Origin of the sequence: Nocardia coffeae (genome assembly GCF_019890715.1) — a bacterium.
GTDB lineage: Bacteria > Actinomycetota > Actinomycetes > Mycobacteriales > Mycobacteriaceae > Nocardia > Nocardia jiangxiensis.
Map to the genome: position 1 here is coordinate 1 of NZ_JAINZY010000011.1, position 24,791 is coordinate 24,791.

Here is a 24,791-nt window from a genome sequence, read left to right on the forward strand (position 1 = left end):
CTTGAGCAGCCCGTCCGGCCCGGTCAGGGACAAACCCTGTTCCTTGGCCATCCGGACCAGCTCCTGAGCGGCCAACGTCTCCGCGGAAGCCTCGACCGGCTCCTTCTTCCTCGTCACCGCATCAAGTGTCGTCATGGTGGCACCTTCCCGCCGAACTTCGTTCAGCGAATCAGGCCGGAACCACCGTTAGCTACACAGTCCCCCGTCATACGTCCTGCGCGGGGTGGTATCCATTGTGTGGCAACGAGTTCTATCGAGATGCAGGCTGTGTTCATCAACTGAGAACGAACCATCGCTACGGCTGCTGTGGTCGGTGTGGTCCAGTTCCATCGGTGTCACGCCAGAAATTGACGAGTTGTTCGTACAGATCGGTGCCAGGTGAGGGCTGGCGCGGGATAAAGAGCCGGACGAGATCGGCGTCGTGGGGCCGGAAACCGAACCACATGTCGAATATTCGAAGCATTGTGTTCGGTCCCGGGGAGTGGTGGAGGTGAAGGACGGTGAGCCCATCGCCTGCCGACTCGCTCGCGTTGCTGGCACTCGAGACTGTCATCTTCCACAGGGGCTCGGTTCCGGTGCCGAGGTCTCGGGCTATCGGTTCGTCGCCGATCCGGTCTAATGCGGTCGTGAGGGCTGCGGCGAGTTCATCGAAGGAGGAAGGCACATTCATGCCGGACGTGCGAGCGCGTGAGACCGGCAGTATGTCGGTGTCGAAAAGTGTGCGCAGTCGAACCTGGCCTCGCGGTCCGGCGTAATCAGCTGCGTGCCAACACGATGCGAGTCGCGAGCACAGGGCATCCTGCTCGTCGATCCGGTAAGAGGAGTGAACGAACAGCACGTGCCGTGGGAACGAGTCTCCTGTCTGCAGGGAACGGTGAATCTTCATCGCGCCGGTCAACACGAACGCATCCATCGCAGCGCGCAGGCCGCTCTCATCACGGTCGACGTGGCGCACGAATGCCTTCTCCCCAGATATGGCCAGATCCCTCGCCCCAGTTGGTACGTCCTCGGCATCGTAGAAGGCCTCCGAGCCCAGATAGCCTGGCAGCCTCGGTGCGCGCACTGTGAAATCTGTTGGGGCCGCAGTGGGGCGGTCGAGGTACGAGCTGGCCGTGTAGGTGACGTACTGAGCTCGGGGCAGGGCATCGAGCAATGACCTGAGATGGTGTTCAACAGCCGAATAGCGCTGTGTGACATCGGTGTCCAGGTCGATCACGAGAGCCGGGATCTCCGCGCGCGAGGCTGGGTTGGCCTGCAAGTCCGCGGTCAGCTTCCGCAGCACGGCCCGGTTCTTCTTGACGACCAGCAAGCGCGTCGCCGCACCAGACAGATTCTCCGGTGAGTTCACGGGCAGATCCGGCAGCCGCTTCTCGAAAGCGAGATCACGAAGCGCGGGCCCGAGCCTGCCGTAGTCGAGATCCTGCCCTGTGAGGCGTAAGACCCCGGGGGCTTCAGATATCGACGGAAGCTCGGCGTCGAGTCGCTGCTGCACCTGACGGCGAAGCAGGTTGCGGTTTCCGGCGAGCACGATTACGAGCCGGTAGCCTGCATCGATTGCCTTGGCGATAAGCGCGATCGCAGCACTCGTTCGATCGTGCCCGATATCGTGCAAAACCACGCCGGTGCGGTGCTCAGGGGTAACAGCACCAGGGGCAGCGAGCTGGGCGAGAACCTCATTCGCCACAGCTTCGGCGCAAGCCGCGGCCACCGGCGACCAACCACGCAGCGCGAGAGCGTTCCGGTAGAAGTGCCAGCACTGGCCGTCGGCATAATTGCTGTTCGGGCGTGGTGCAGTGGCCGCATCGAGCCGCAGCAGGAGATTTTCACGTTCCAGCTCGGTGTTCCGTTTTCTCGCTGCACTGAGCTGATGTTGTAGGGCCGTCACCGCTGCGGGCTGGAGGTTCCGCAGGGCATGGTTCTCCTCGAGCGCGTTCCTGAGACGTTCCCTGGTCCCGGCAAGCTGCTTATGCAGGCGCGTGGTGTGGCCCCACGTTCCGCTCTGGGCGTCCTGGGCGGTGTACAGCAACTCCATCAGTCGCTCTGATTGTCCGGGGCGCGGATGCTCGGATCGCAGCTGAACTGCGTCGACGAGGTCGTTGATGAACTCTTCGGAGGGCAGCACCTCACCGTTGAAGTAGCGGGTCACCGTGCTCGGCTGCAGCGCCTGCTTCTTGGCGTATTCGCGCCCCGAAATCCCGCCGAGCAGAGCGAACTGCTCGCGCAGTGCGACCGCGAGCACGCGGCGTTCCTCGGGCAGGTCTGCTCGCAGAGGCTTGAACTGGCCAGCGGTGTGTCGCACCCGAGTAGTCATATCTCCTCAGGGGCCCTGCCGCCAGGTGTTGCGCCACATTTTGCAACGCGTTGCGTTCGATGCACCACCACGCCGAGTGGCAGTTTGACCAGCGATACCCGCACAAACGCCAGACCGAATCGAGGTCCGCTCGCCGGTCTGCCGTCCGAGCCGGTACGCCCCGACCGATGAGACCCCAGAGGAGAATTACCGTGACAAACGACGAGAAGCCGAGTGCGCTGATGTCCGTCCGCAGCGCTCTGATCTTCTTGTGCGCGCTCATTACCGGCGTCGGCGCAAGCGTCCTGACAGGCCTTGCCCGACACTCCCCCTACGACGCAGCGCTGCTGGGCGTCGCCGCGGCCGCAGGCGCGATCAAGTTCTTCCATTGGCTGATCCGCTGAGGGCACCGGACAACCTGAAGTCACAGCAGGCCGCCGCGCACAAGCGGCGGAATCGGCGGCTGCTCGATGTCGACGGCCGAGCGCGGCCTCGTTGCACACCGAGCAAGGGCGTCAAATATATTCGGCAACACGCTATCTCGTTCGCAGTGTGATCGCTGCGAACGAGGTGCCGATCGGATCACCATTGTGCTGGTGACGCCACCGGTCCCGCGATATGCCGCTGCTGTGGCTGCAGGGATCAACGTGCGCAATCACTCCGGGGCGCCCCACAACAAGGCCCCTCAGGATCATGGCGCTGTCACCGCGTCCCACGACGATTTCGACCGCGGCATCATCGATATCCTCGAATCGCTGGCCTCGGCGGACGCAGCCGAAGAACATGCCGCAGGCTGGCACGGTACCGAATCCGGCAGGGCCGCAGCCGTATCCCAGCCTCGCGAGCATCCCGGGCGATCGTGGCGCGGCTCTTCCGGGGGTGTTCCCATCTCCTGGCCCGCGGACCGCGCCGTCGCTGCCTGCCAACCGGCACGTCGCGTCGCGCCCGATGCTGTACATTCCCCCGCTTCGGTACAGCCGGGATGCTGCAAGGACGCGGCGATGCGGTTTCGTATTCCATTTCAGACGAGAGTGCATTCGCAATGACATTCTCTCTTTCGGTGCGCTTTGTCGCGATTCGGCTAACTGCCCGGTATGTGCAGAATTCCTATATGTGGTCAAATGCGATTTTCGTTGTGTCGGAGGCGAATTCGTCGCAACTATTTCTGCCGTGTGATCGACCGGGCATTCTCCTGGGAGCAGTATTACTATTCGGCATCGATCTCCGATCGTAATGGCGAATGGTGCTCATGAGAACGATGCCGGATCAGTGCCATTGCCATGTGTCGATCGCAGGTGCGATGTCCACTGGCGTGCTCACGAATTCTTCCACACCGTCGCACGCGGTTCTCGTTCACAGGCGTCGCGGCCCGGACCTCGGATACAGTGACAATGCCGATACATGCGCGATCGCGGGCCGTTCTCCTTGGCAAGCGCTTCGTAAGTGACGCTGTTCCAAGAGATTTGGGGACTCATGGACGTCGTTGTGACATCGCCGGATACGGACGCGGCGGACCAGCTCCGTTCTTTGTGCGGGTGGATGGCCGACGCGGACGGGCTCCGCGGCCGTGTCACCGGTCGCGAACGCGCCCCCGAGCCGGGCACACTGGGGCCGGTGCTCGAGAGCGTGCTGGTGGCGCTCGGGCCTGGTGGCGTCGCCACTGCGATCGCGACCACGGTGATCGCAGTGGCTACGCAGCCGAAGCGGTGAAGTGTCGCTGAAAATGACTGTCGCAGACGGGAAATCGCTTGAGCTCACCGCCACACAGGGCCATGGCGCGCCCTCGGTCGTGGCGATCCTGGCGCTGCGCGCGGACTTCTACGGCGAAGCCGCCGTGTATCCGGAGTTGCTGGCCAGCCTTGCAGAATCGTCAACTGCTGATCACGCCGATGACTCCCAATGAGATCCGGGCCGCGATCGAAGGGCCAGCCGCTGCGGCGGGCCTGACAGCAACGGCAGTGCGTCGGCCACCGATTGCCCGCCCTCGGTAGCGCCGAGTTCGGTCAGGATCAACTCGTCCAGGCCCGCGGCCAGTGTCACATGCGTTGTGGGCAACCTGGTGGCATGGCGGCGGTACGCACCTCACCGTCACTGGCTATCGCCAGGCCGGCCGCATCGCGAAGGCGATCGTCACCACCGCCGAACAGGCATACGCCGACCCCGACCCCAACAGCCAGCGCACCGCGCACCGCATGCTGCTACGCCTGGTCCGAGTACGCGAAGACTCCACCGACACAGCGCAGGCCATAGAACGTTCCCTGCTCGTGCACGGTCTGCCCGATCCGCGCATGGCACAACAGGTGATCACGGTGTTCACCGACGCCCGGCTGCTCACCCTCGACCGTGACACCGCCCGGATCAGCCACGAAGCGCTACTGCGCGCCTGGCCACGGCTGCGCGGATGGATCGACAACGACCGCGAATGGCTGCGGCGACACCAGCAACTCACCGACGATGCCCACGTCTGGGAGCAATCCGGACGTGATCCCTCACTGCTCTACCGGGAAACCCGCCTGGCAGCGCTGCGCCAACGCGCCGCAGAGTCCTCCACCGGCGCCACGGACCCCGACCCACTACACGATGCCCATCTCGGCGCGGTGCAGCGCGCGTTCGTCGACGCCAGCATCACCCAGGAACTCAAGGAACACACTCGCGAAAAACGCCGCAGGCGTCGCCTGCGCTCACTCGTGGTGGCACTCACCATCCTGCTGATCACCAGCCTCACCGCTTCGGCCATCGCCTACGTTCAAAACCGCAGAGCGCGAGCACAATTCGTCCTCGCGGTCGCCAACGGCCTACACACCGACGAACCCACCCTATCGACACAACTGATGATCTTGGCCGCACGGCTGAGCAGTCCCGATGCCACACAAACGTTGTCCGCCAACCTCATCGACAGCACTCGTCACAGAGTCTGGACCGCCATCCCCGACGCTGAAGCCGCCACCATCGCTTTCACAGCTCTACCGCACGACGAGAATCCGATCCTGGCCAGCAGCGGCCCTCAAGGCACCACGGTGCTGTGGGACTACTCCAGCGGCCTGGCCAAATACACCTCGACGCAGATCGCCAACCAGCCGACCGCTCCGCCGGGCCACCGCACTCTGGTCAACCACATTTCCACAGCGTCGTCGGGCACAGCGATAGCCAGCACTGCGGTCAACGACCCCACCGTCACACTATGGCGCGGCCCGTTCCTCTACTTGTCCCATCCCGCCGAATACATCTACCGACCCCACCCCGCAGTCTCGGTATCCATCCCAGGCGAACCCAAAGGACACGATCGAACACCTCGCCCTGAGCAACGACGGGAACATCATCGCTGTCGCGAAAAGTCTGTACCCTACCCAACCGCCCTTGCTCGACCGGTGGATCACCCTGGTAGACGTCACAGACGCAACACACTCCATCCTTACGGGATTACCTCTGCAACCGCCATATATCGGGAACAATAGAAATACACAGTATGTGAGTATCAGCGATATCGTATTCAGCCCGCATAACAAGATCTTCGCAGTCGACGCCGACGGTGCGGACAGTGCCCTGTGGTCAGTCACGGATCCCGAACACCCGGTCCGTCTGGCAGGCCTCGCCATGAATGGCGGCACACCCGATGGGTCGCTGGCCTTTTCACCGGACGGGCGCTTGCTCTACGCCGTGAACGGCAGGGACACAGTCAAGGGAACTACGACGATGAAGGTCTTCGACGTCACGAACCCCACACACCCGGCCACAAAGAGCACCACGACGATCGCACGAAACAACGACGACGTCGGCAAGATCGCCGTCAGCGCGGATGGACACACCCGGACTTTCCGGCGCAATGGCAACATCGACATCTGGGCAACAGAATCCGATAAGCCGACATCGGTGGTGACGTTCCCGGACCACGGCAGAGGAACGTTGGCATTGAATACAAGCGTGAATCCCGAGATCGAGCACGAACGCCAATACATGCACCCCAGCGACAACTACGTCGCCCAACCCGGACTCGACGGCATCATCGATATGTGGGACCTCGACGAAATCCGCGACATAGGGACCGAAACTCTGCGAGCGGCCTGCGCGTCACTACCCGGCGATACGACAATAAAGGACGGCGACTGGGAGCAGTACCTTCCCGGAATGCCGCGCAGATCCATCTGCTGATCGACGGCGAATTCACGCTCACATAGCGCGGGAACGGTCATCGTCCGCGGTTGCGGTGGTGTTTGCGTAATCCACCGTGAAAAACAGTGAGATCGCGTGTTCGGCTGCGCTGGCCACCGCATCCGGCGACAATGGTGAAATGCTGTCGAGACTGAGGGAAAAGTTAACATGGTGGTTGCAAGAAGCTCCGCGGCGACGGGAAGCGTACCGTCGACTTTCAGACGAGGCGATTCTTCTTGCGCAAGTTTCCGCTTGGATATTCGTTGGCTCCACATACATTTGTATCGGGGTCCTGCTGGAATGGGTCTTGGCAGGGTTCAGGCCCGACAAAATTAGCTATCTCAATGTCGTTCTGATTATTGCCGGAATATACGCGGTCCGGCGCTACTTGCCGAGGGTTGCGCCTTTCGTAAAGGAATATCTGCGAAGGATGACGCTCCTCCCTTCCATCCTTATTGCTACTGTAGGTGGCGGGCTCATTGTCGGAGCGTCATGGTGGGCATTGGCCAAGCTGCTGAACCCCACTGTCAAATCGCCGGACCCCTTGGATATAACCAAACTAGCAATTACCGTAGCGGGCGGAATTGGCGCTGTGGTTGCCCTCGTCGTGGCGTATCGCCGTCAGAGAGATGTTGAGCAGGGGCGATTTGTGGAGCGCTTCGGCGCTGCGGCCGCGCAACTCGGCGCCAGTCAGGTCGCAGTTCGGATAGCAGGTGTGTATGCATTGGCGGGCGTAGCAGACGAATCCAGGGGATCTCGTCGCCAACAGTGTGTAGATGTTCTGTGCGGCTACCTGCGACTGCCATATTTCCCTGAACGCGGCTCCAATTATCAAACCAAACACATCAGAAAAATTAAGGATATCGGTACCTCTGACATGGAAGTCGAGGACCATTTCGAGTATCTGCAAAACGACCGAGAGGTTCGCCAAACCATTCTGCACGTAATTTCTGATCGCCTCAGGAGGCGTCGATCATCCTGGAGCGACACTGAGTTCGACTTTCGCGGCGCATTTCTTGAGGATGCAAATCTCTCCGGAGCAACTTTCAAACGAGCTGCACTCTTTGCCGGAACAACGTTCCTCGGCGACACCAGATTCGACTACGCGAAGATGGAAGGCCGCGATGTAGACTTCGAAAGGGTAACATTCGCGGGTGACACCAGCTTCGATAATGCCACATTCGTAAATGCGAACTTCAGTAGTGCAAATTTTGCTGGCCGATTGACGATGGTCGAGGCCGAATTCTATGGCACATCAGATTTTTCCGCTGCAACGTTCGGTGACGTCGGATTCACTGCCACTCATTTCTGGGGACTGAATACCACATTCAGCACAGCGACCTTCGAGGGATCGACGGTATTCGAAGCAGCGCATTTTAGCGGCTACTGCCGCTTCGATAGGGCCTCATTCAGAGACAAGACGGTACTTGACGTCTCATTCCAGCAGGGAGTCACGTTTATGGGAGCCGATTTTGGCTCCCAAACTGTAGATTTCACTGCGGTCCAACAATGGGGTGGGGCACACGCTTCATCGTTCGACTGGAGTGACGATCGCTCTCTTAAGCCGTCGAATGTCCTGCCGACACCATGGCCACCAGAATTTCCCTGAACAGTGGCAACACCGAGCGACCGCAGCCGAGGCGGTGTGTGGACTATCGCTGGATTCCGCCTCGGCGCTCAACCGTCGAAAAATCGAGACGGAGCGGAACGAGCTATCCCGCCTGCTCCCCGCCCCTCGAGGCCAGGGGTGTCGATAGCCTCAGAATCGTGGCTCAGAGCCCATCGCACCGAACTCATCGGAGTCCTCGCGTCCCTGCCGGGGATCGAGCACTTCCGTCCTGAGCAGATCGGCGGTCTTCCCAGCGACACCTCGATTCGCAGACTCGGGGTCTCGTGCACCGCGGGTTCCAGGGTCGCGGGCCGGCTGCGCGAGGCGTGCTGCCGGTCGGTGGCATGTGACGATTGCCCGAATCTAACATGGTTGTGATTCGCAAGATGTTGTGTCAGACGATTTTGTCGGACACAACATCTATGCTTATCTCGTGCGGCCTCGAACCTGGGCCGCGCACCGGATAAACGCCGAGGCCCAGCCGGAGCGGACTCCAGGGGCCTCGGGTTTGTCTTGGTCGGACATCTCGATGCTACGACACGCGGTTCGATACGTCGCGCTGAACCGAGTGTTGGGTGACGGTACCCTGCTGTCCGCTTCCGGCTACCGGCACGGCGGCCTGCTCATGACGGGCTGGCCGCTGGGCGTGGAGCGCAAGGGGAGCATATGAATAGCGACAACGAGTTGTGGCCGGTGGCCAGCAGAGTCGATGTGCCCGCCGTCACATTCATCGTCACAGAGCTGGGCTCGAAGAAGCCGTACATGCTCAACCTGTTCGATGCCGACATCGACACCATGGACCAGAACTGCCTGGCCGGCCTCGTGTGTGGAGGTGGACAGTGACGTTCGACCTTCCCTCGCGAGGAGCGGTTTTCTGGCCTGTCGGCACCGGAGACAGCACCACGATCGTGCTCAACGACACGATCGTCATACAGGTCGACCTGCACGATTTGGTCAAAGCGCAGGAGGATGGCACTCCGCATACTCCGGTCGTCGATGAGCTCGTCGCCGCGTTGCCGGAGATCGATGGCGAACCGTATCTGGCGGTGTTCGCGTTGACTCATGCCGACAAGGACCACTGCCAGGGGTTCGCTGATCTGCTGGGCCGCGTCCGTATTGGTGAATTGTGGGCGACTCCGCGGATGTGGCGGGAACTGGCCGATCCGGACGCGCCGAACCCCTGTCCGGACGCGATCGCGTTCCAGAAGGAGGCCGAACGCCGCGTCGCGGCCACCAAGGACGCGCTGGCCAAAGGCCAAGAACCTGGCAGCGGCGACCGTATCTTGGTCATCGGTTACGACAGCGACCACGACGAGCACGCCTACTCCGAGCTTCCCGACAAGTACCTTTCCGGGCCCGGCAAAGCGGTGACTGTTCTGGACGATCACGACTGCGCCGAGTGGTTCGAGGCATTTTTTCACGCCCCGTTCGTCGACGACTGCGCCGCCGAACGCAACGAGACCTCTCTGGCGATGCAGATCACCCTCTCCGACGGCCTCGGAACCGCCAAGATCCTATTGTTGGGCGATCTTGCCCACGACACGATCATGAAGATCATCACCTACAGCGAGGGCCACGAGCGCAGCGAGCGGCTCGAATGGGACCTGTTGCTGGCCCCACATCACTGCTCCAAAAAAGTTATGTACGTGAGCGATGACGGCAAAGATGTCCCACAGCAGGACGTCCTCGACGCGTTCACCCGCTACGCCCGCAGCGATGACGCGGTCATCGTCAGCAGCAGCGAACCGATCCCGGCCAAGGACGAGCCCGGTAAGAATCCACCGCATCTGATGGCGGCCAACCGCTACCGCGAGATCGCGCAGTTCATCTGCACTATGTCGTGGGGAAGCGAAACCGCGCCGTCGCCGGTCGTGCTCGGTGTGGACATGGCTGGCGCGCATGTCCTCGAGGTGTCCGCGGAGGCGCTCACTGCCATCGACCGTGCTACCTCGCCGATCGTTCGACGTATGGTCGCGGTTACCTCTGCTGCAGCCTCGCTCGCGGGCACCCTTGCCACGCCCGCGATCTCCGCTCCTGCGTCGACCGGTCCAGAACGGGTACGCGCCGCGGTCGCCGCTGACCGCGGCGGGGCCTGCGCGCCTGGAAGCCCAGTAGGGTTCGGCCGGTGAATGATCTCGCCGCCCGGCAGCTCGAGGACCTGGCCGCCGCAAGCGATGGCGCGATCGAGATCCTGGCCACCGAGAAACGTATCGCCACAACCACATTCGAGGTGTCGCTGGACACCCACGGCCTCAGCCGAAGTGGTCGAGGAATCCGGGTGCTCGACCGCGAACGGTTCACCCTCATGGTGTCCTCGACATTTCCGTTCGCCCCGCCGAGCGTGTCCGTGCACCACCGCCGGTGGGTCGGGACCCCCCATGTTCAGTGGGGCACGCTGCTGTGCCTGTACGCTGCACCGTCGGTGGAGTGGAATCCCGCTGACGGGATGCGCGGGCTGATCGAACGACTGACCCTGTGGCTTGAGCGGGCCGCCGAGGGCGCCCTCGATGCCGACGGGCAACCACTGCACCCACCGGTGGCCTACGCCAGCGGCACCGCAGGATCGGTGGTGATCCGGCCCGATTTCGCCTGTATGGCTCCCTGGAGTACGCCAGGTTCTGGGCGGCCCACGGCGATGCTGTTCGCGTGGTGCCGTCGGAATGGCAGCCGTGTCGATGTCGAAGAATGGCTCACCGGTGAGCAGGCCGCTGCCCGTGCGGTTACCGAAGCCGTTCGTGACGAGCGTGGCCAGCCGTTCTACCTGGCCCCAGTGATCGCGATCAGCGAGGAGATCGGTTTCGAATACCCCGCGACCGCGGCCGTACTGGCCCGAGCTCTCGACGTCGCGGGCATCAGCGGCGACGCCTTCCTCGAGGCGGTCACCGCTGCGGCGGGTTTCAACCTCGCGATGCGGACGGGGGCCCGCGTTGACCCGTCGGCGCCGGTTCTGGTCTTGTTGGCTACACCGTCTCGGGGAATCGGTGGCTCGGCCCGGCTTCCGCATTTCGCGGCGTGGCGATTCGATGACTTGGACGCCAAGCTGTTGGAGCTGTTGGCCGAAATCGACGCCAGCACATCGCAGTACGCCGGGTCTGAGACCGCTGACCGGTGGTTGGCGTTGCAGGAAGAGGTCGCCACCATGGCGCGGGAGTGGCTCGAGGGCGCGAAAACCGCGTGGATGACAGTGTTCGAAGAACGTGCTGAAGTCACCCATCGGCGGGACGAAGCAACGGCATCGAACTGGTTGCGCGGCAAGCGGATTCTGATACTGGGATGCGGCGCGCTCGGTGCACCCATTGCCGAGCACTGCGCCCGAGCAGGTGCTGCGGCGATGACCATCGCCGATAATGGCATCGTCCACCCGGGCATTCTGGTGCGTCAACCGTACGACGACACCGACATCGACCAGCCCAAGGCATCGGCGCTGGCCCGGCGCCTGCGTCGTATCCGGCCCGACCTTGCCGTCGAGGACGCTGTCGGGGATGTGGTAGCTCGCCACCTCACTGCCACCGCCGATATGTCGGCGTTCGACCTGGTCATTGACGCGACTGCCGACACCGGGGTTCGCGCGGCGCTCGAAACCGCCCGGGCGCGGCGGCGTGGTGACTGGCCGCCGGTGGTCACCGCGCTGTTCGGGCACACCAGCCAGCGCGCGCTGGTCACCGTCTCCCTGGCCGGTGCGAGTGGAGCCGCACACGACGTGCTGCGGCGATTGGCGATCGACCTCGGCCGCGGGATCCACCCCGCCTGGTCTGACGTCGCCGACGATTTCTTCCGCGATCCGCCGCGCACCGAGCTGTTCCTGCCCGAACCGGGCTGTTCGGCACCGACCTTCGTCGGCGGCGCCGCCCAAACCGGGGCGCTGGCCTCCCTGGTCCTGACCGAGGCAGTGCAGGTGTTGGCCGCCGACCCGGCAACCATTGCGCCGATGACGGTGACTGCGCTGCGGTTGCCGGATCTCGGATGCACCGCATCCAACGTTGTCGATCGTCTGTCTTGGCCCAACGACGTGCTGGCGACTGACCATTCGACCGGGATCGAAGTGCGGATCGCCCGGCGTGCGCTGGCTGAGATGCGCGCCGAAACCCGCCGTGGTGCCAGGCTGCGTGGTGAGAGAGTCGAGACCGGCGGGATGCTGCTGGGTGCGTTCGACGATGCGACCCAAACCGTGATCGTAGACCTGGCCACCGGGCCCACACCCGACAGCAAACTCTCGGAGGTCCATTTCACTCACGGCACCGCCGGCAGCCAACAACTGCTCGACAACCTACGTGCACAGACCGGCGACAGGGTCGGGTTTCTCGGCATGTGGCACACCCACCCGTTCGGACCTGCGTCACCCAGCTCCACCGACACCGCCGGTATGGCCTACCTCACCTCTCCGGACGGCACCAGCCGACGAAGCCTGATGCTGATTCTCGGAGGCGATAGCCCCGACTGGAACGCCTGGCATGATCACGGCACACCACCGCCGCTGTACGTCCAGGTCGTCGATCGTCGTCGGCCCGGCCTCGCCGCGGCCATCCAGCCTGCTCCCCCGCCGGGGCGCTACTTTCCCGGCGGGTACCGCACCACCGCCGACAATCAATTAGACACCGACCACCAGCTCAGGCCAGGTTTGTTCCGGCGATTGCTCAGGCACGCAGAACAGTGGGTGGGTAAACGATGACCACGACCGAGCCTAGAGTCGGCATCGCTCTGTCGGGTGGTGGGTTCCGCGCAACGGCGTTCGGGCTGGGTTGTCTGCGCGCCCTGCACGATCAGGGCCTGCTCCCGCATGTGCGAGTGGTGTCTGGCATCAGCGGCGGCAGCCTGCTCGCCGCAATGTGGGCCTACGGACCCGCGTCGTTCACCGAGTTCGACGACACCGTCACCGAACTGCTTCGTTCAGGCCTGCAGAGGGAATTGATGCTCCGGGCGGCATCGCCTACGAGTCTGGCGCGCAGCCTCACCCACACTCTGCGATCGACCGGGACCGGTCAACCGCGGCGGTACACCCGAACCAACAGCTTGCTGGCCGCCCTGGCCGCCCGCGCGTTCGGGGCCAAGAACCTCACCGAAGTCACCCACCCCGGGCTCGACACGGTGCTGTCTGCGACGGACCTGGAAACCACCAACGCCATCCGCTTCGGCAGCCGGGTGAGCGCTTGCTCGCCACACGGGACCATCAGCGACTGTCTCACCGTCGCCGACGCGGTGGCTGCTTCGGCCGCCTTCCCGCTGCTGTTGCCGCCGATCAGCCGGGAATTCACCTTCCAACCTCTCGATGGCCAAGCTCATCGGCGGCGCGTGCTATTGACCGACGGCGGCGTCTATGACAACCTCGGGCTCTCGCCGCTGCTCCCCGGCCGGTCTCTCCAGCACACCAGCCACGTCTACGAGCTGGACTACATCATCGCCTGCGACGCCGGTCGCGGACGCACACCCATCACCTCGCGGGGCTACCTGCCGATGCGCCTCAAACGCAGCTTCGACATCACCTATGAGAAAACCCAGGACAGTGGCCGCGCCAGAATCCACGAGGCCCAGCGAACAGGACAAATCACCGGCTTCGTTCACGCCTATCTCGCCATGAAAGACAACCGGCTACCAGCACCCCTGGTCGATTTGGTCCCCCGCGTTGAGATCATCGACTACCCAACCAATTTCGCCAAGATGAGCCAGGAACATCTCGATGCCCTATCCACCCGCGGCGAGCAGCTGACCCGAGTCCTCCTCGCCTACTACTGCCCCCGGCTTCTGGCCTGAGCGCCAACGCCTCGCGCTTTTTCCTGCTGCCTAGAACGTGCTGATCCATCATTCGCAGGCGGCAGTTGTTTCACGGACGGTCGCGCCCGATCAGATTCTGCTTGGGCACAAGCGTTTTCAGATAGGCGCCGCTGGCCGCGTTGAAGGCGATCTTGGCGGTGGCCACCAGCACCACCACGAGCGGTCATGCCTGGCGGCGAGGCAAGCGGCCCAGTTGGTTTGGGCCGGCACAGGGTTCGGCCCGTGGCCTCGTGTTGAAGGAAGTATTGATGAGGATTGTCAGGAGATTGTCGGCGGGGCTGTTCGCCGACGCGGCCGTATTGAGCGGGCACACATCCGCGCTGCCCCTTGCCGCGGCGGAACCGGTCCAAGGGCAGCCGAATCCGGTGTCCGCATCTGAAGCCACACAGCTGCTTGCAAAGCTACCGATCAAAGGAGCCGCTGCGATGAGCGGCTACAGCCGAGTCAGTTCGGAGAGGCGTGGACCGATGACAATGACACCCCCGACGGACACAACGGCTGCGACACTCGCATTATCTGCACTGTTCAGAGTGCTGTGGTCCGGTTGCCCTGGCCGCGAGATGCTGTGTGAGCCATGGCCGGAGCGAGCGACGAGAGGCACGGGGCGTCGAGGAATCTGATCACCTTCCTCCCCGAAGACGTGTCTGAAGGGTTAGTTGGCGGTCCAGCGCTGGAGTGGCCAGCTCGGTGCGTCGGCCCGCTCAGCCCATCGAGTGGGTGGTGGAAGCACGGCCTCCCAGAAGTTGCTCGCGGTAGAAGGATCGAAGGGCGGGAGTGGCGGAACTGTTATTCCTGCGGCGATGTCGTCGCCGGGTAGTTCGTAGGTGAATTCGATTGCGTTCGAGGTGATTTCGAGGTTAACGCCGCGGGTTTCGTCCGGTGTGAGTTCGAACGGTGTCGGGAGTTGTGTCTTCTGCGTCGCCAGCAACAGGCGGTGGGGGCTGATGGGAAACAGCACCAGCGCTGTGTTGGAAAAGTCGGGCGGCCGATTGCGCGGCTTTCCTGGCCCGGCGATGCGGACGACAGGTTCGTCGCAGGTGAGGAGCGGGTCGTCGGATGTTGCGAGCCACCAGGTGCGTTGGGCCAAGTGCGGGGTGATGTGGTTGCGCCAGACTTTGATCGCGGTGTCGATCGCGGTCGATTTGGCGTCGCTGCTGAACGTCGGCTGGGCCAGTATCTCGTCGATGATCTGGTAGTGCCGGGACGGGGAGTAGGGAATCCGCAGAGCAGCGCAGATGATCGGCAGCACCCTGCGATCGTCGAGCGCGTTGCGGGAACCGAATCGCTGGAGGGCTGCGCTGATGTTGAGGTCGGCGGCTCGCGCTCGCGGTGTGCGCTGACTCTGGAGGGCGACGAACACAGCGAGATTCTCAGCGAAGTTGGGGTCTGTGATCTTCCCGGGTGCGCGGTCGTCGAGTGTTCGAAACCAGCGCGCCGCAGCGTCTTCGATCCGGGACATGTGAGTTTCAAACCAGAGGTCTGGTTCGTCATCGGGATCGACGTCGGCGGCGATGATCTGGTAGAAGTTCTCGCCGTTCGCGATCTCTTCCGGAGATTTGAGGTCGCTGTGTCCGGTGACGAGCTCGGTCAACAGCACCGGGCTCTCGCGACCGCCGTCCTCGGTCCACCGGCGCAAATATGTTTGCGGCACGAAGTGATGGATGCGCGTGCGCTGCGGGTTGTTGCGCGTGCGCTCCTTGGACCGTTCGATCTCGTCGTCGGTGAGCCATTTGTTGACGGCCGTCATGATCATGACTTTAGCGGGTTGGCCTGGTCGTATTCACTCGGTTTTCCTGGTTGGCGAGCTGGTGAGGCTTTCTGGATCATGTGTTTGAGCGCCGCTCTCGAGGCGGTGAGTCGTCGTCGAGTTGCTCGGCTCGGGAGGTCGCGGCGTCGGCGCGGGCGCGTTCTTCGTCTGCCTGGATAGCCATACCCGCAGCGACACCTTCGAGTTCGCGGATGCGGTCGACGAGCCGTTCGTGCGGGGCCTGCTCGAGCTGCCCGCCGAGCAGCAGTTGGATCTTCTTGGTGAGCTTGTCGCGTTCGGCGCGCAGGATTCGGATTTCCTCACGCGCGAGCGACAATTCGGTTCGGAGGCCTTCCGCGGCAGCCGGGTTCCCGCGTTCGGCCCGGGGCGGCCGTTGGTCGGCGTTGACCTGTTGGGTGCTGGCAGCGTCGACCGCGGCGCGGACTGCCGGGGTGTTGTAGATGAACCAGGTGGAAACTCCCGCTCGGCGCGCGACATCGCTGATGGTGACTCGTTTTCCCTCGGTGAGCAGGTCGGTGACGGCGGCCGGGGCGCGATCGTGTTTGAGGATGGTGTCGCGGCGGCGCGCGGCGACGAGCCGGTTGGTGCGTTAGGCCCGGTCAATCGTCATCGTTGGTGGCCTTTCTGCTGGTGACCGCGGTGACGGGGATGAACGTGGCAGCTTGGCGGGCATTGCGGAGTTCGCGGGAGGCGTCCTCGATGGTGAGGCGCTGGTCGCGAGGCAGCCCGGCGAGCATCCCGGTCATTGCCGTGACCACCTCGCCGAAGGCGGTGATCTGGGCGTCGAAGTTGCCGATCACCCAGTCCGCGGCGTCGGTGGCCAGGGCGAGTTCCTTGTCGGTGCGCAGCTGGGCGATATGCTGTTCGATCGCCGGGAGGTAAGACGGGTCGGGGCGATAGAACGAGCAACCGGCGCATTGGAATCGGATCGGGCAGTGCTGGCCGCCGGCCTTGATGTTGGACGGCTCGGTGCAGTTGCCGAACGGGACGAGCCACCGATTGCCGTTCGTAGTCGCCGACGGAGGCGAACCCGGCCGGGTGGCCGCACCGGTCGATCATGAACGCGCCGACCTTCTCGGTCGCTTCGCGCTTGCGCCGCAACGAAACCGAGTAATAACCCATGGTGGTTTCGATGCTGCGGTGGTCCATGAGCTGGCAGAGAACGTCGACTGGGGTGCCGTTGTCGGCGTGTCGCTGGGCGTAGGAATGTCGCAGTCCATAGGCGGTGATCAGCGCTCGGTCGTAAGGGAGCGGGTCACCGGTCTCGTCGAGGCGCTGATCGACTATGTCGGGGATCTGGTCGATCCAGAGCGCGAATGCTCGAGAGCCGAACTGGTGGGCAGTCAGATGGCCTCGGCGGAGGTTGTTTCGGCCACCGGGGATGGGAAACATCCACTCGCGCAACGTCTCCGGGACCGGTAAACGGTCGACGTAGTCGAGCCAGTCCTGGATCACCTGGACGGTATCGAGGTGGATCGGCAGCCGTCGGCCCATCCGCCGGCGTTTGCGGTTGTCGTAGATGAGCGTGGGTTTGCCGTCAACCCATTCCATGCAGGTGCGTTTGAGCGAGCAGACCTCGCTGGGTCGTCGGCCGGTGTCGCGCAGGATCTTGTAGACCGTCTGATACATCCTGGCGAAATCAGCGGCCGACCAGCCGGGGATCGCGTAGCTGGAAAAGGCACCCAGCAGAGCGGTATTGGCGTCGAGCTGGGCGATGACGTGTTCGGGGATGACCCGGCCGAGGTCGTCCTCACGAGTGTCGATCAGCGCGATGAAGTGGAATCGCGGGTCGATGGCGAACCCGCCATGGATGGCATCCATCGCGCCGCTGCGGCGAGAGTGCTCGATCATTCGATGCCAAACTCCCAGCATCGCGCGCCGATGCGAGACCGAATGCACTATCCCATCCCGGTCGGCGCTGGAATGGAAGCCCTCGACAACCTCGCTCATATCACCCGTATTCAGCAGCTCCGGCCGATCGCCATTCGTGCGCAGCGCCAGCTGCTGCGAGGCGATCTCGGCAGCGTGAACGACCTGCCGCAGCACGGTCACCGGCGGCCGGACCTCGCGGGCGAACCGCTTGGTGAACTCCCGCAGCCAGGGCTGGCGGATGCTGCGGAAGTCGACCACGCCGCCGACCGCGCTGTAGTGGTGGTCGGGTGCCGCCTGCAACCCGACCACCGCTGGCTTCCAGATGTCGCCCTGAGTCGGGTCGGCACCGGTGAACACGATGTGCGCCCGCGCCAGATGTGTGGTGATCGACCGAAACACTGCCCATGCGTTGCGAGGCAGGGCGTTCTCGAACCCGGCGTCACCAGCCAATGGCAGCAGAGAGCCGCAGCCGTCAGGCAGTCAGACGAGGATGCGGCGGATACGCGCCGGCACCAGGATGATTTCGTCACGGTCGCGCTGGGCGATCCCGTAAGGCAGTTCCGCCGCGACCACTGGATCGACGACTCGGAGGTCGAAATTGCCTGCGGCCATTGGTCGTTGGCCCGGCCGAGGATGTGCGTCGGATCGAAAGCTCGGTCAAAGTTGCTTGGCCGTCCGGCGCGGTCGTAGTGGCGGCGGCAGCGGGCGCAGCGTCGGTTGAAGTTCTCCACCTGCTCCTCGCAGCGCTCAACCCGGCACGAGTATGCTGCCGTCCTCGGATTGCCGAGGCTGCCGGTGAAGACCTGCCGCTGCGAATCCCATTCTCCGGCGCGCCAATTCGGGTCCAGCTGCGCGGTCAACCATTGCTCCCAGCTTTCCCGCCCTCCGGACGCGAGCAGGAGTCTCGGTGCGGCCGCGATCGCTGCGCGCTCACACGCCCGCCCGCTCGACCGCGGCGCGCAGATCCTGGGGGGTCCGGATGCTGGTAGATCGCCGTCGACGCCCGGCTGGCGTGACCGAGCAGAGCCTGCACCACATCGATGTCGGTTCCGCTGCGCGTCCAAGCGGTCCCTGCCGTATGCCAGAGCATGTGCGGCCGCAGCCGAAAACCGCATCGGTTGCCGATGCGTTCGACAATCTGCTTGGCGTTCGAGTACGACATCGGCGCTCCCGCGTTGGGCCCGGTCAGATTGACCAGCACCAGGTCGCAGTCCGTCGCGGCCGGGATCTGGTCGCGCTCGAGCAGATACTCCCGATATTGCAGCACGACCTCGTGCTCGACCGGCACGATCCGGGCGCGGCCGCCCTTGACCCGTGCCGAGTTCGGATTGTTTTGCCGCGGCACGACATGAACGTGCGGGCCTGCGTGGGTGCATCCCAGATGCATCGAGGTCGGCAGCAGGTGCATATCCTCGCGGTGCAGCCCCAACGCCTCACCGATCCGCAGCCCGGACCGCACCAGCAGCAGCACCAGAAACCGGTCCCGCTCTGTTCGTGCGGCGGTCATCGCCGACGAAAACTGTTCCGGAGTAATGGTTTTCGGAGGGATTTCGACTTCCGGTGCCTTCAGTACCCGGCTGCGGATCATCCGGAACTGACCGCTCTCGCCCTCGTGGAAACCGTTCGGGGCATAGGCCAGATACTTCAGCTGCGACAGGCCAGCAATCACGTCGGCCGAGACGAATCCCCGCGAGGCACAGAACCGCAAGAACTCGCATACCGCGATCAGCACGGCGTTCACCGACTTGCCGACCCGCAGCCTGCCGTGGACCGTCGGAGTCTGCTCGACCGTGAACTTGAACCGGGCCAACTCGCCGATACGCACCCGGTGCCAGTCCAGACAGAGGGCACCTGCCCAGTTCAGGAACCAGCACACCCGCGGAACATACGCGCGGACGGTCTCAGGCGACCGGCCGGCCCGGACATGAACAACACCCACTCCGCGACCTCGACCACCGGCCGCATCGACTCCTCGTCGACGACCATCCAACCGGGCTGCCCGGACGTCGGCGACACGACCGTCTCGACAGCAAAGACCGCCGCGTCACCGCGGCCGAGCGTTCGTCCCTCTCGTGGCACAGACGGTATTCGGATAACAGTGAGGAACAGATGGCCCAACACACCTCGCTCTCGTGCCTCCCACCCGGTACGGCACTGGAGATAACTCGCGATGACGTCTTGCGCCGCGACCTCGCCGACGTGAAACCCGCGACCGGCTGCCAGATCATCTCCGGCACCCTGCACGACGTGTACACCGGCAAAACCATCTCCTTCGTGCTCGGCCCGAAAAGCACCGTCGTGCAGATCGATCACATGGTTTCCCTCGGCGACGCATGGCAACCCGGTGCCCAGCAACTCCCGGCAAGCAGACGTCGCGACTTGGCTAACGACCCTCGCAACCTGCAGGCCGTGCATGGGCCCACCAACGAGTAGAAAGGTGACGCGGACGCGGCGACCTGGCTCCCGCCCCAAATCTCCTACCGCTGCACCTATGTCGAACGGCAGGTCCAGGTGAAATCGATCTATGGACTGTGGGTCACCCAAGCTGAACACGACGCGATAGCAAGCATCCTGCACGGCTGCTGACACCACCTCACCGCCTTGGAGTGCGTGTGCCATATTGTCCGACAACGGCCAGGTACCTCGGCGATACGGATGTCCGTCCTGGCGCACGAACAATCCGCACCTCATCGTCACCAAGGGCGTCAAAGCCGACAGGTCGCCCGCGTCAGTCGCCTATCTCAGCCACATCCTGCGCCAACCGAGGTCATCGACCGATTCGGCGCCGCGCCCGGCGGTGTCCTGGACAAACAGACCCGCCTGGCCCGGGACACCGCCAGCACCGTAGGCGGGGCACTGGTCATCACGTCCCAAACCAGCGCAGCCGAGGCCTGCGCAGGACTCGACGCAGACGACTTCACCGCCCTCGAACTGCTGATCGACCTCGAGCAGCAACCAAAGGAAGACCTCCCGTATGACGATAATCTCGGCATCGGGCGGCGGCAGCCAAATCCCTAGTGCGCCACCAACCTTGTGCCAAGAGCCAGAAATTACTGGCCATTGGCACTCCCGAGCGACCGGAGATGGAGCGAACAGGCAGAGGTCCCGCTAGGCCCGCGCAACCTTCGTGACGATTCGGACGCACTGGACGGTGTCGGGCCGAAGCCGCACGTAGAGGTGTTCGGGGCCGAGGTAGGGCCTACTGGGCGGAACGTCTGGATCGACACAGCCATCTGAGTTGCAGAACAGCACACAATTCACGCCGTCATTCTGCGCACTGCGGAAGAGGATGCCGTCGCCCTTGAACTCGGGGACGTACCGCAGATATTCGGTCACGACCTGGGTCGGCACGTACTCGATGTGTTCCCTGCCATCGATAATGATGGGCTTACCAAGGTCAGCAGCAAAAGAGCGCAGGAACTTGAGCTCGTAGTAGTGCAGCCCTCGTCCGCGGTCCCGGTACAGGCTCGGCACCGGTGGCAGGTCGGCGAGGTTGAGCAGCGTCATGTCCCGTGCTGTCTCGAATGCTCCGACAATAGCGTAGCGCCGAGTGCTGTGCGCTCCGATCTCGGCGACCACCGTGTCAATGTCTTCGCTGCCGTAGAACATCGAGATGCCAGCGGGACTCATCCGGCTGTTCGATGCGCGTTCCTTCGGCGGCGAGCCCAACGCCGCGGCGGTCTTGAACTTGACAACCGTGCCAGGTTCATCCGCGAGCCGGCCGCGCCAGAACACCCGTCCAGCCGGTACCGCCAGCAAGATCTCGTTGTCAACGATGATCTTCTCCAACCTGCTCAGGAGGCTGGCGGCCGTGAAGTCATCCGGATGCTCCGAGGATTCCTCAGCGGTCGACAGATACACGAATCGCGATTCGTGCTTCACCTTCTCGCAGAACGCCTCCCATCCCCAGGCCAGAGCCTTGTCAGGCGTTGACTCGGCGATGTGGGACTCGGTCCATAGTTGTTGCACGATCACGTCCCCTATGGCATCGAGTACGTCATAGGTGACGTCGCCCTCGCAGACCGCATAGGCAACTTCGGCGGATTCGAGGACTTCGCCGCCGAACCACTCACCCTCGTCATAGACAAGACCGGCGTCGTCGACTGACATGTAGAGGAACCGCACGGCCTCGACGACGATGTACATGAAGTCCTCGAACAAGGCCGCGATCGGCTCGGACGCGTCATCAACGGAGGCACCGCAGAACGAGCATGCCATCTCAGTGAGGTGTCGGTGGGTTTCCTCACGCAGAGTGTCGTCGTGGATGCACTTCAGACACACAGTTTTGTCACCGGTCTCGCCGAAGCCGCGCGCCTCGATCTCCTCCATGTACCTCTTCGTGAATCCCACGTGTCCATGAAAGCACTCGGCCGCCGATGAAGCAGTCCGCCCGTGTCGCCGAATAAGCGCACTGGCATCGATTCGTAAGGTCGCGCCGCGGCGGGCGACCTGCGCGATATTCAGATCGGCGACCCGAGGGAACAGAACCTTCGGGTCGACATCAGCGCACCCAGATCGTGATCGATTACCACCGGCCAAGCTCCAAATCCCCAGAGCGCCAACACCTTTGTGTCAGCGTCTTTCATCAACAGCAAACTTCCCCCGCTACTTCAACGTTGGTTGCTGGACTCGGTGCAGGCTCATGCGCACTACTGACCGTGCTGCCTTAGCCGAGGGGGCCGTTCGTCTCTGTACGACGGTCCGGATCCTCCACCGTCACAGGCGGCCAATCCGATGGTTCGACATTCGTAGGTGTGCGATCCGAGAAGAGGTGGATGTGACCGGCGCCTTCTAGCTGGCGTCTGTCAGATAGTTCCGGAAGACCTGGGTAACAGCGCATCTGGTGTCCGGTCAGGAAAGGGTCGCAAGCCGCCCGGTCGGGATTGCGAGCGTCCGGACGTCGCGCTTCACCTGGAACAGCTTGCGAGCGCCCGGGTTTTATTCACCGCCTGACGCATAGTTATACGTCACAGTGACGTAAGTGACTGATGTTGCTGATGTGACATGCTTCGGCGTGTGCAGGTTTTCTGGATTCAGGTCACGAGGTTGTCGCCGTCGCGGTGCGACATTCGCCCGCTTGCGGGTTGGCGGCGCGAACCGGTGCCAGGTTTTCTCGGCGAGTCTCGAGCCCCTCAGGATGTGCGCAGAGTCCGGCGCTCATGAAAACGAGCAGCATCCAATGGCGAACTCCCCCACCCCTTCCGGGCCCGCTATCCTAATATGTCACAGTGATGAATTAAGGTAGGGTTTCGGGGTTATCTGATCACTCGCATTTCCATCAATCAGTGTCCGAACAGCAGTGAGGGCGGACCCTTGGGGCCGCCCTCACTCGTTCGAGAAGGAAATCAGCTCGGAGACTTGGTCAGATCACCGTTCTCGTTCTCGGTGATCTCCACGCCGTCGCTCTTGGAGGTGCTCTCGGTCTGGCTGATCAGAGTGTTCAGGCCGTCCACGCCGGAGCTGTCGCCGCCCTTGAGTTTGTCGAAGGCCGATTGCACGGTGTCGCCGAGTTTGCCCAGCGGGACCGAGATCGACTTGCACAGTGTGGGATTCGCCTTCGCGTCGACCAGGGCCAAGCGGACCTCACGCTTGACGAACAGTGCCGCGAGGCCGCCCTTGACGAATGCGGTGATGCGGCCCTTGGCGCCCTTCTTGAAGGTGCCGGCCTTCATCGGCTTGTACAACCACCGGTGGAACGCGCCGAAGGCCAGCCCGGAGTGGGCGACGAACTTGGTTTTGGCGAAGGCTGTGGTGTTCGAGGTCGGACAGCTGGTGTCCTCGGCCTTCGCGTCGGCGGCGGTGCCGGTCGGGTCCGCCGGAATCGATTGATCCGTACCACTGCTGGGTGCACTCGACGACGAGCTCTTACAGCCGCCGACGAGGACCACCACCGGAATCAGTAAGAGAACCACTATTCGCATCAAACGACTCACGCCACACTCCCGATATCCGAACTGATGTATACCGCCGGTAGAGTACCCCAGCAATCGCTCGGCAATCCAGTTGTTCCGCAAGCTCGGTCGTGGAATCGGTGCTCGCCCTGCGCAACTCACAGTGCGCCTGTCCTGCCTCGAGGAGCTCTGCCAATCACCGCACGCACGTTCTGGGAACGAGCACAACTTCTGCGTGAGTTCTGGACCGGCGCAATCGCGCTGCTGTTCAATCGGATTCGTATTCAGGTGGGCGACGCTCGGGGGTGGCCGAGCGGACGGTTCACCGCATCCAGATCGGAGTGCGATGATGTTCGCGCGCATGTCGCGGGGTTTTCTGGCGGCAACCACGGCGTTGGCTGTCACGGTGGGCGCCAACGGGGTTGCGGTGGCCGCGCCCGATCCGGGGTCTCCGAAACAGCCGAGCGCCGAGGACGCATCGCATATCAGTGGCATCCGTAAGGTGTCCGATCGCGTGCTGGATGTCGGGGTGTATTCGGCCGCGATGGCTACCCGGACGCGGCTGACGGTGCTGCGGGCCGCTCACCCCGATCGGCCGGCGCCGACGCTGTATCTGCTCAACGGCGCCAACGGTGGATCGGACGGAAACTGGCTCGAGGGTACGGATCTGGTGAAGTTCTTCCGTGACAAGCAGGTCAACGTGGTGATTCCGTTCGGTGGTGCGGGCAGCTACTTCACCGATTGGCGTGCGGACGATCCGGTGCTGGGGCGTCAGCGGTGGTCGACGTTGTTGACTCGCGAGTTGCCGCCGATCATAGATGCGGCGTTCGGTGGCAGTGGCGCGAACGCTATCGCCGGTATTTCGATGGCGGGCACGTCGGTGTTCCAGTTGGCGATGGATTCGCCGGGGTTGTATCGGGCGATCGGGTCGTACAGCGGGTGCGTTCGTACGAGCAATCCGATGGGACAGGCGATGGTTCAGGCGGTGGTCGCGCAGGAGCACGGGAACGCGGTGAATATGTGGGGCCCGCCGAGTGATCCGGCGTGGGCGGCGAACGATCCGTATCTGCATGCGAATCGGTTGCGCGGCACGACGATCTACGTGTCCACCGGCACGGGGCTGTTGGGGCCGCACGACAGTGTCGAGGGCGCGCACGGTAACGGGGTGCTGCTGATGTATCAGGTGCTGTTCGGTGCGCCGCTGGAGTCGGTGACCAATATGTGCACGCATCAGTTGCAGGATCGTTTGCGGCAGTTGCAGGTTCCCGCGACGTTCGATTTTCGTGCGACGGGGACGCATTCGTGGGGTTATTGGCAGGATGACCTGCATCGTTCGTGGCCTCGGTTCGAGGCGGCGCTGGCCTCGTCGGACGCGCAGCACCCCTCGGGGAACTGATTCTCCGAGGGGTGCGCTTGGTTCGGCTGGTGTCCGCGAGCGTCGCG

23 protein-coding genes are annotated in these 24,791 nt (G+C 63.4%); 14 read left to right on the forward strand and 9 right to left on the reverse strand.

Features of this window, described 5'->3' with window-relative positions; translation table 11 throughout:
- On the reverse strand, positions 1–135 hold a 135-nt coding region (locus K7711_RS32375), incomplete at its 3' end, for a VOC family protein (protein WP_504740836.1).
- 160 nt (positions 136–295) lie between these two features.
- A complete protein-coding gene (locus K7711_RS32380; protein WP_222974132.1) occupies positions 296–2,311 on the reverse strand; it encodes a hypothetical protein in 2,016 nt (671 codons plus the stop codon).
- Between the two features lie 191 nt (positions 2,312–2,502).
- Here K7711_RS32380 and K7711_RS32385 point away from each other — a divergent pair, with 191 nt between their 5' ends.
- The 11 genes from K7711_RS32385 (at position 2,503) to K7711_RS32435 (ending at position 13,796) form a co-directional block, all read left to right on the forward strand.
- Entirely contained in the window at positions 2,503–2,694 is a 192-nt protein-coding gene (locus tag K7711_RS32385; protein ID WP_222974134.1) for a hypothetical protein, read from the forward strand.
- Positions 2,695–3,775: 1,081 nt separating this feature from the next.
- On the forward strand, positions 3,776–4,000 hold the full coding sequence (locus tag K7711_RS32390; protein ID WP_222974136.1) for an effector-associated constant component EACC1: 225 nt from the start codon (positions 3,776–3,778) through the stop codon (positions 3,998–4,000).
- Positions 4,001–4,013: 13 nt separating this feature from the next.
- The gene (locus tag K7711_RS32395; protein WP_222974138.1) at positions 4,014–4,193 is read left to right on the forward strand and encodes a hypothetical protein; all 180 of its coding nucleotides are present in this window, start codon (positions 4,014–4,016) and stop codon (positions 4,191–4,193) included.
- A gap of 130 nt (positions 4,194–4,323) precedes the next feature.
- Positions 4,324–5,745: an nSTAND1 domain-containing NTPase gene (locus K7711_RS32400; protein ID WP_222974139.1), complete on the forward strand. Its 1,422-nt coding sequence runs from the start codon at positions 4,324–4,326 to the stop codon at positions 5,743–5,745.
- Positions 5,746–5,758: 13 nt separating this feature from the next.
- The gene (locus K7711_RS32405) at positions 5,759–6,439 is read left to right on the forward strand and encodes a WD40 repeat domain-containing protein (RefSeq protein ID WP_222974141.1); all 681 of its coding nucleotides are present in this window, start codon (positions 5,759–5,761) and stop codon (positions 6,437–6,439) included.
- A 76-nt stretch (positions 6,440–6,515) separates the two neighbouring features.
- Complete coding sequence (locus K7711_RS49060) at positions 6,516–8,048, forward strand: pentapeptide repeat-containing protein (RefSeq protein ID WP_222974143.1); 1,533 nt, start codon at positions 6,516–6,518, stop codon at positions 8,046–8,048.
- Positions 8,049–8,481: 433 nt separating this feature from the next.
- The gene (locus K7711_RS32415; RefSeq protein WP_222974145.1) at positions 8,482–8,718 is read left to right on the forward strand and encodes a hypothetical protein; all 237 of its coding nucleotides are present in this window, start codon (positions 8,482–8,484) and stop codon (positions 8,716–8,718) included.
- Positions 8,715–8,891, forward strand: coding sequence for a hypothetical protein (locus K7711_RS32420; RefSeq protein ID WP_222974147.1), 177 nt, complete (start codon positions 8,715–8,717; stop codon positions 8,889–8,891). Before K7711_RS32415 ends, K7711_RS32420 begins: the two co-directional genes overlap by 4 nt.
- Complete coding sequence (gene mblB / locus K7711_RS32425; protein ID WP_222974149.1) at positions 8,888–10,177, forward strand: anti-phage 6A-MBL system MBL-fold protein; 1,290 nt, start codon at positions 8,888–8,890, stop codon at positions 10,175–10,177. Before K7711_RS32420 ends, mblB begins: the two co-directional genes overlap by 4 nt.
- Positions 10,174–12,717: an anti-phage 6A-MBL system cap2_3 protein gene (gene cap2-3 / locus K7711_RS32430; protein ID WP_222974151.1), complete on the forward strand. Its 2,544-nt coding sequence runs from the start codon at positions 10,174–10,176 to the stop codon at positions 12,715–12,717. Before mblB ends, cap2-3 begins: the two co-directional genes overlap by 4 nt.
- Complete coding sequence (locus K7711_RS32435; RefSeq protein WP_222974153.1) at positions 12,714–13,796, forward strand: patatin-like phospholipase family protein; 1,083 nt, start codon at positions 12,714–12,716, stop codon at positions 13,794–13,796. The genes cap2-3 and K7711_RS32435 overlap by 4 nt, the downstream gene beginning before the upstream one ends.
- Before the next feature lie 673 nt (positions 13,797–14,469).
- Here K7711_RS32435 and K7711_RS32440 read toward each other — a convergent pair.
- From K7711_RS32440 to K7711_RS47945, 5 genes are all read right to left on the reverse strand, one after another.
- A complete protein-coding gene (locus tag K7711_RS32440) occupies positions 14,470–15,564 on the reverse strand; it encodes a DUF4238 domain-containing protein (protein ID WP_222974155.1) in 1,095 nt (364 codons plus the stop codon).
- Positions 15,565–15,640: 76 nt separating this feature from the next.
- Positions 15,641–16,135: a DUF6262 family protein gene (locus K7711_RS49385; RefSeq protein ID WP_222974575.1), complete on the reverse strand. Its 495-nt coding sequence runs from the start codon at positions 16,133–16,135 to the stop codon at positions 15,641–15,643.
- Between the two features lie 56 nt (positions 16,136–16,191).
- The gene (locus K7711_RS32450; protein WP_222974157.1) at positions 16,192–17,715 is read right to left on the reverse strand and encodes a tyrosine-type recombinase/integrase; all 1,524 of its coding nucleotides are present in this window, start codon (positions 17,713–17,715) and stop codon (positions 16,192–16,194) included.
- Between the two features lie 222 nt (positions 17,716–17,937).
- Positions 17,938–18,069 (reverse strand): hypothetical protein, encoded by a 132-nt coding sequence (locus K7711_RS48610; protein ID WP_268929542.1) that lies wholly within the window; start codon positions 18,067–18,069, stop codon positions 17,938–17,940.
- Between the two features lie 244 nt (positions 18,070–18,313).
- The gene (locus K7711_RS47945) at positions 18,314–19,333 is read right to left on the reverse strand and encodes a tyrosine-type recombinase/integrase (protein WP_222974159.1); all 1,020 of its coding nucleotides are present in this window, start codon (positions 19,331–19,333) and stop codon (positions 18,314–18,316) included.
- Between the two features lie 233 nt (positions 19,334–19,566).
- Between K7711_RS47945 and K7711_RS32460 the strand changes: the two genes are divergently transcribed.
- Together K7711_RS32460 and K7711_RS32465 are read left to right on the forward strand one after the other, a co-directional pair.
- The gene (locus K7711_RS32460; RefSeq protein ID WP_372460212.1) at positions 19,567–19,890 is read left to right on the forward strand and encodes an HNH endonuclease family protein; all 324 of its coding nucleotides are present in this window, start codon (positions 19,567–19,569) and stop codon (positions 19,888–19,890) included.
- A gap of 222 nt (positions 19,891–20,112) precedes the next feature.
- Positions 20,113–20,475 (forward strand): hypothetical protein, encoded by a 363-nt coding sequence (locus K7711_RS32465; RefSeq protein ID WP_222974162.1) that lies wholly within the window; start codon positions 20,113–20,115, stop codon positions 20,473–20,475.
- 90 nt (positions 20,476–20,565) lie between these two features.
- Here K7711_RS32465 and K7711_RS32470 read toward each other — a convergent pair whose 3' ends face one another.
- Both K7711_RS32470 and K7711_RS32475 read right to left on the reverse strand, forming a co-directional pair.
- Positions 20,566–21,807, reverse strand: a complete 1,242-nt coding sequence (locus K7711_RS32470; RefSeq protein ID WP_222974164.1) for a HEPN-associated N-terminal domain-containing protein — start codon at positions 21,805–21,807, stop codon at positions 20,566–20,568.
- A 995-nt stretch (positions 21,808–22,802) separates the two neighbouring features.
- Entirely contained in the window at positions 22,803–23,369 is a 567-nt protein-coding gene (locus K7711_RS32475; RefSeq protein ID WP_308015051.1) for a hypothetical protein, read from the reverse strand.
- A gap of 340 nt (positions 23,370–23,709) precedes the next feature.
- Here K7711_RS32475 and K7711_RS32480 point away from each other — a divergent pair, with 340 nt between their 5' ends.
- The gene (locus K7711_RS32480; protein ID WP_222974166.1) at positions 23,710–24,744 is read left to right on the forward strand and encodes an alpha/beta hydrolase; all 1,035 of its coding nucleotides are present in this window, start codon (positions 23,710–23,712) and stop codon (positions 24,742–24,744) included.
- Positions 24,745–24,791 lie beyond the last annotated feature (47 nt).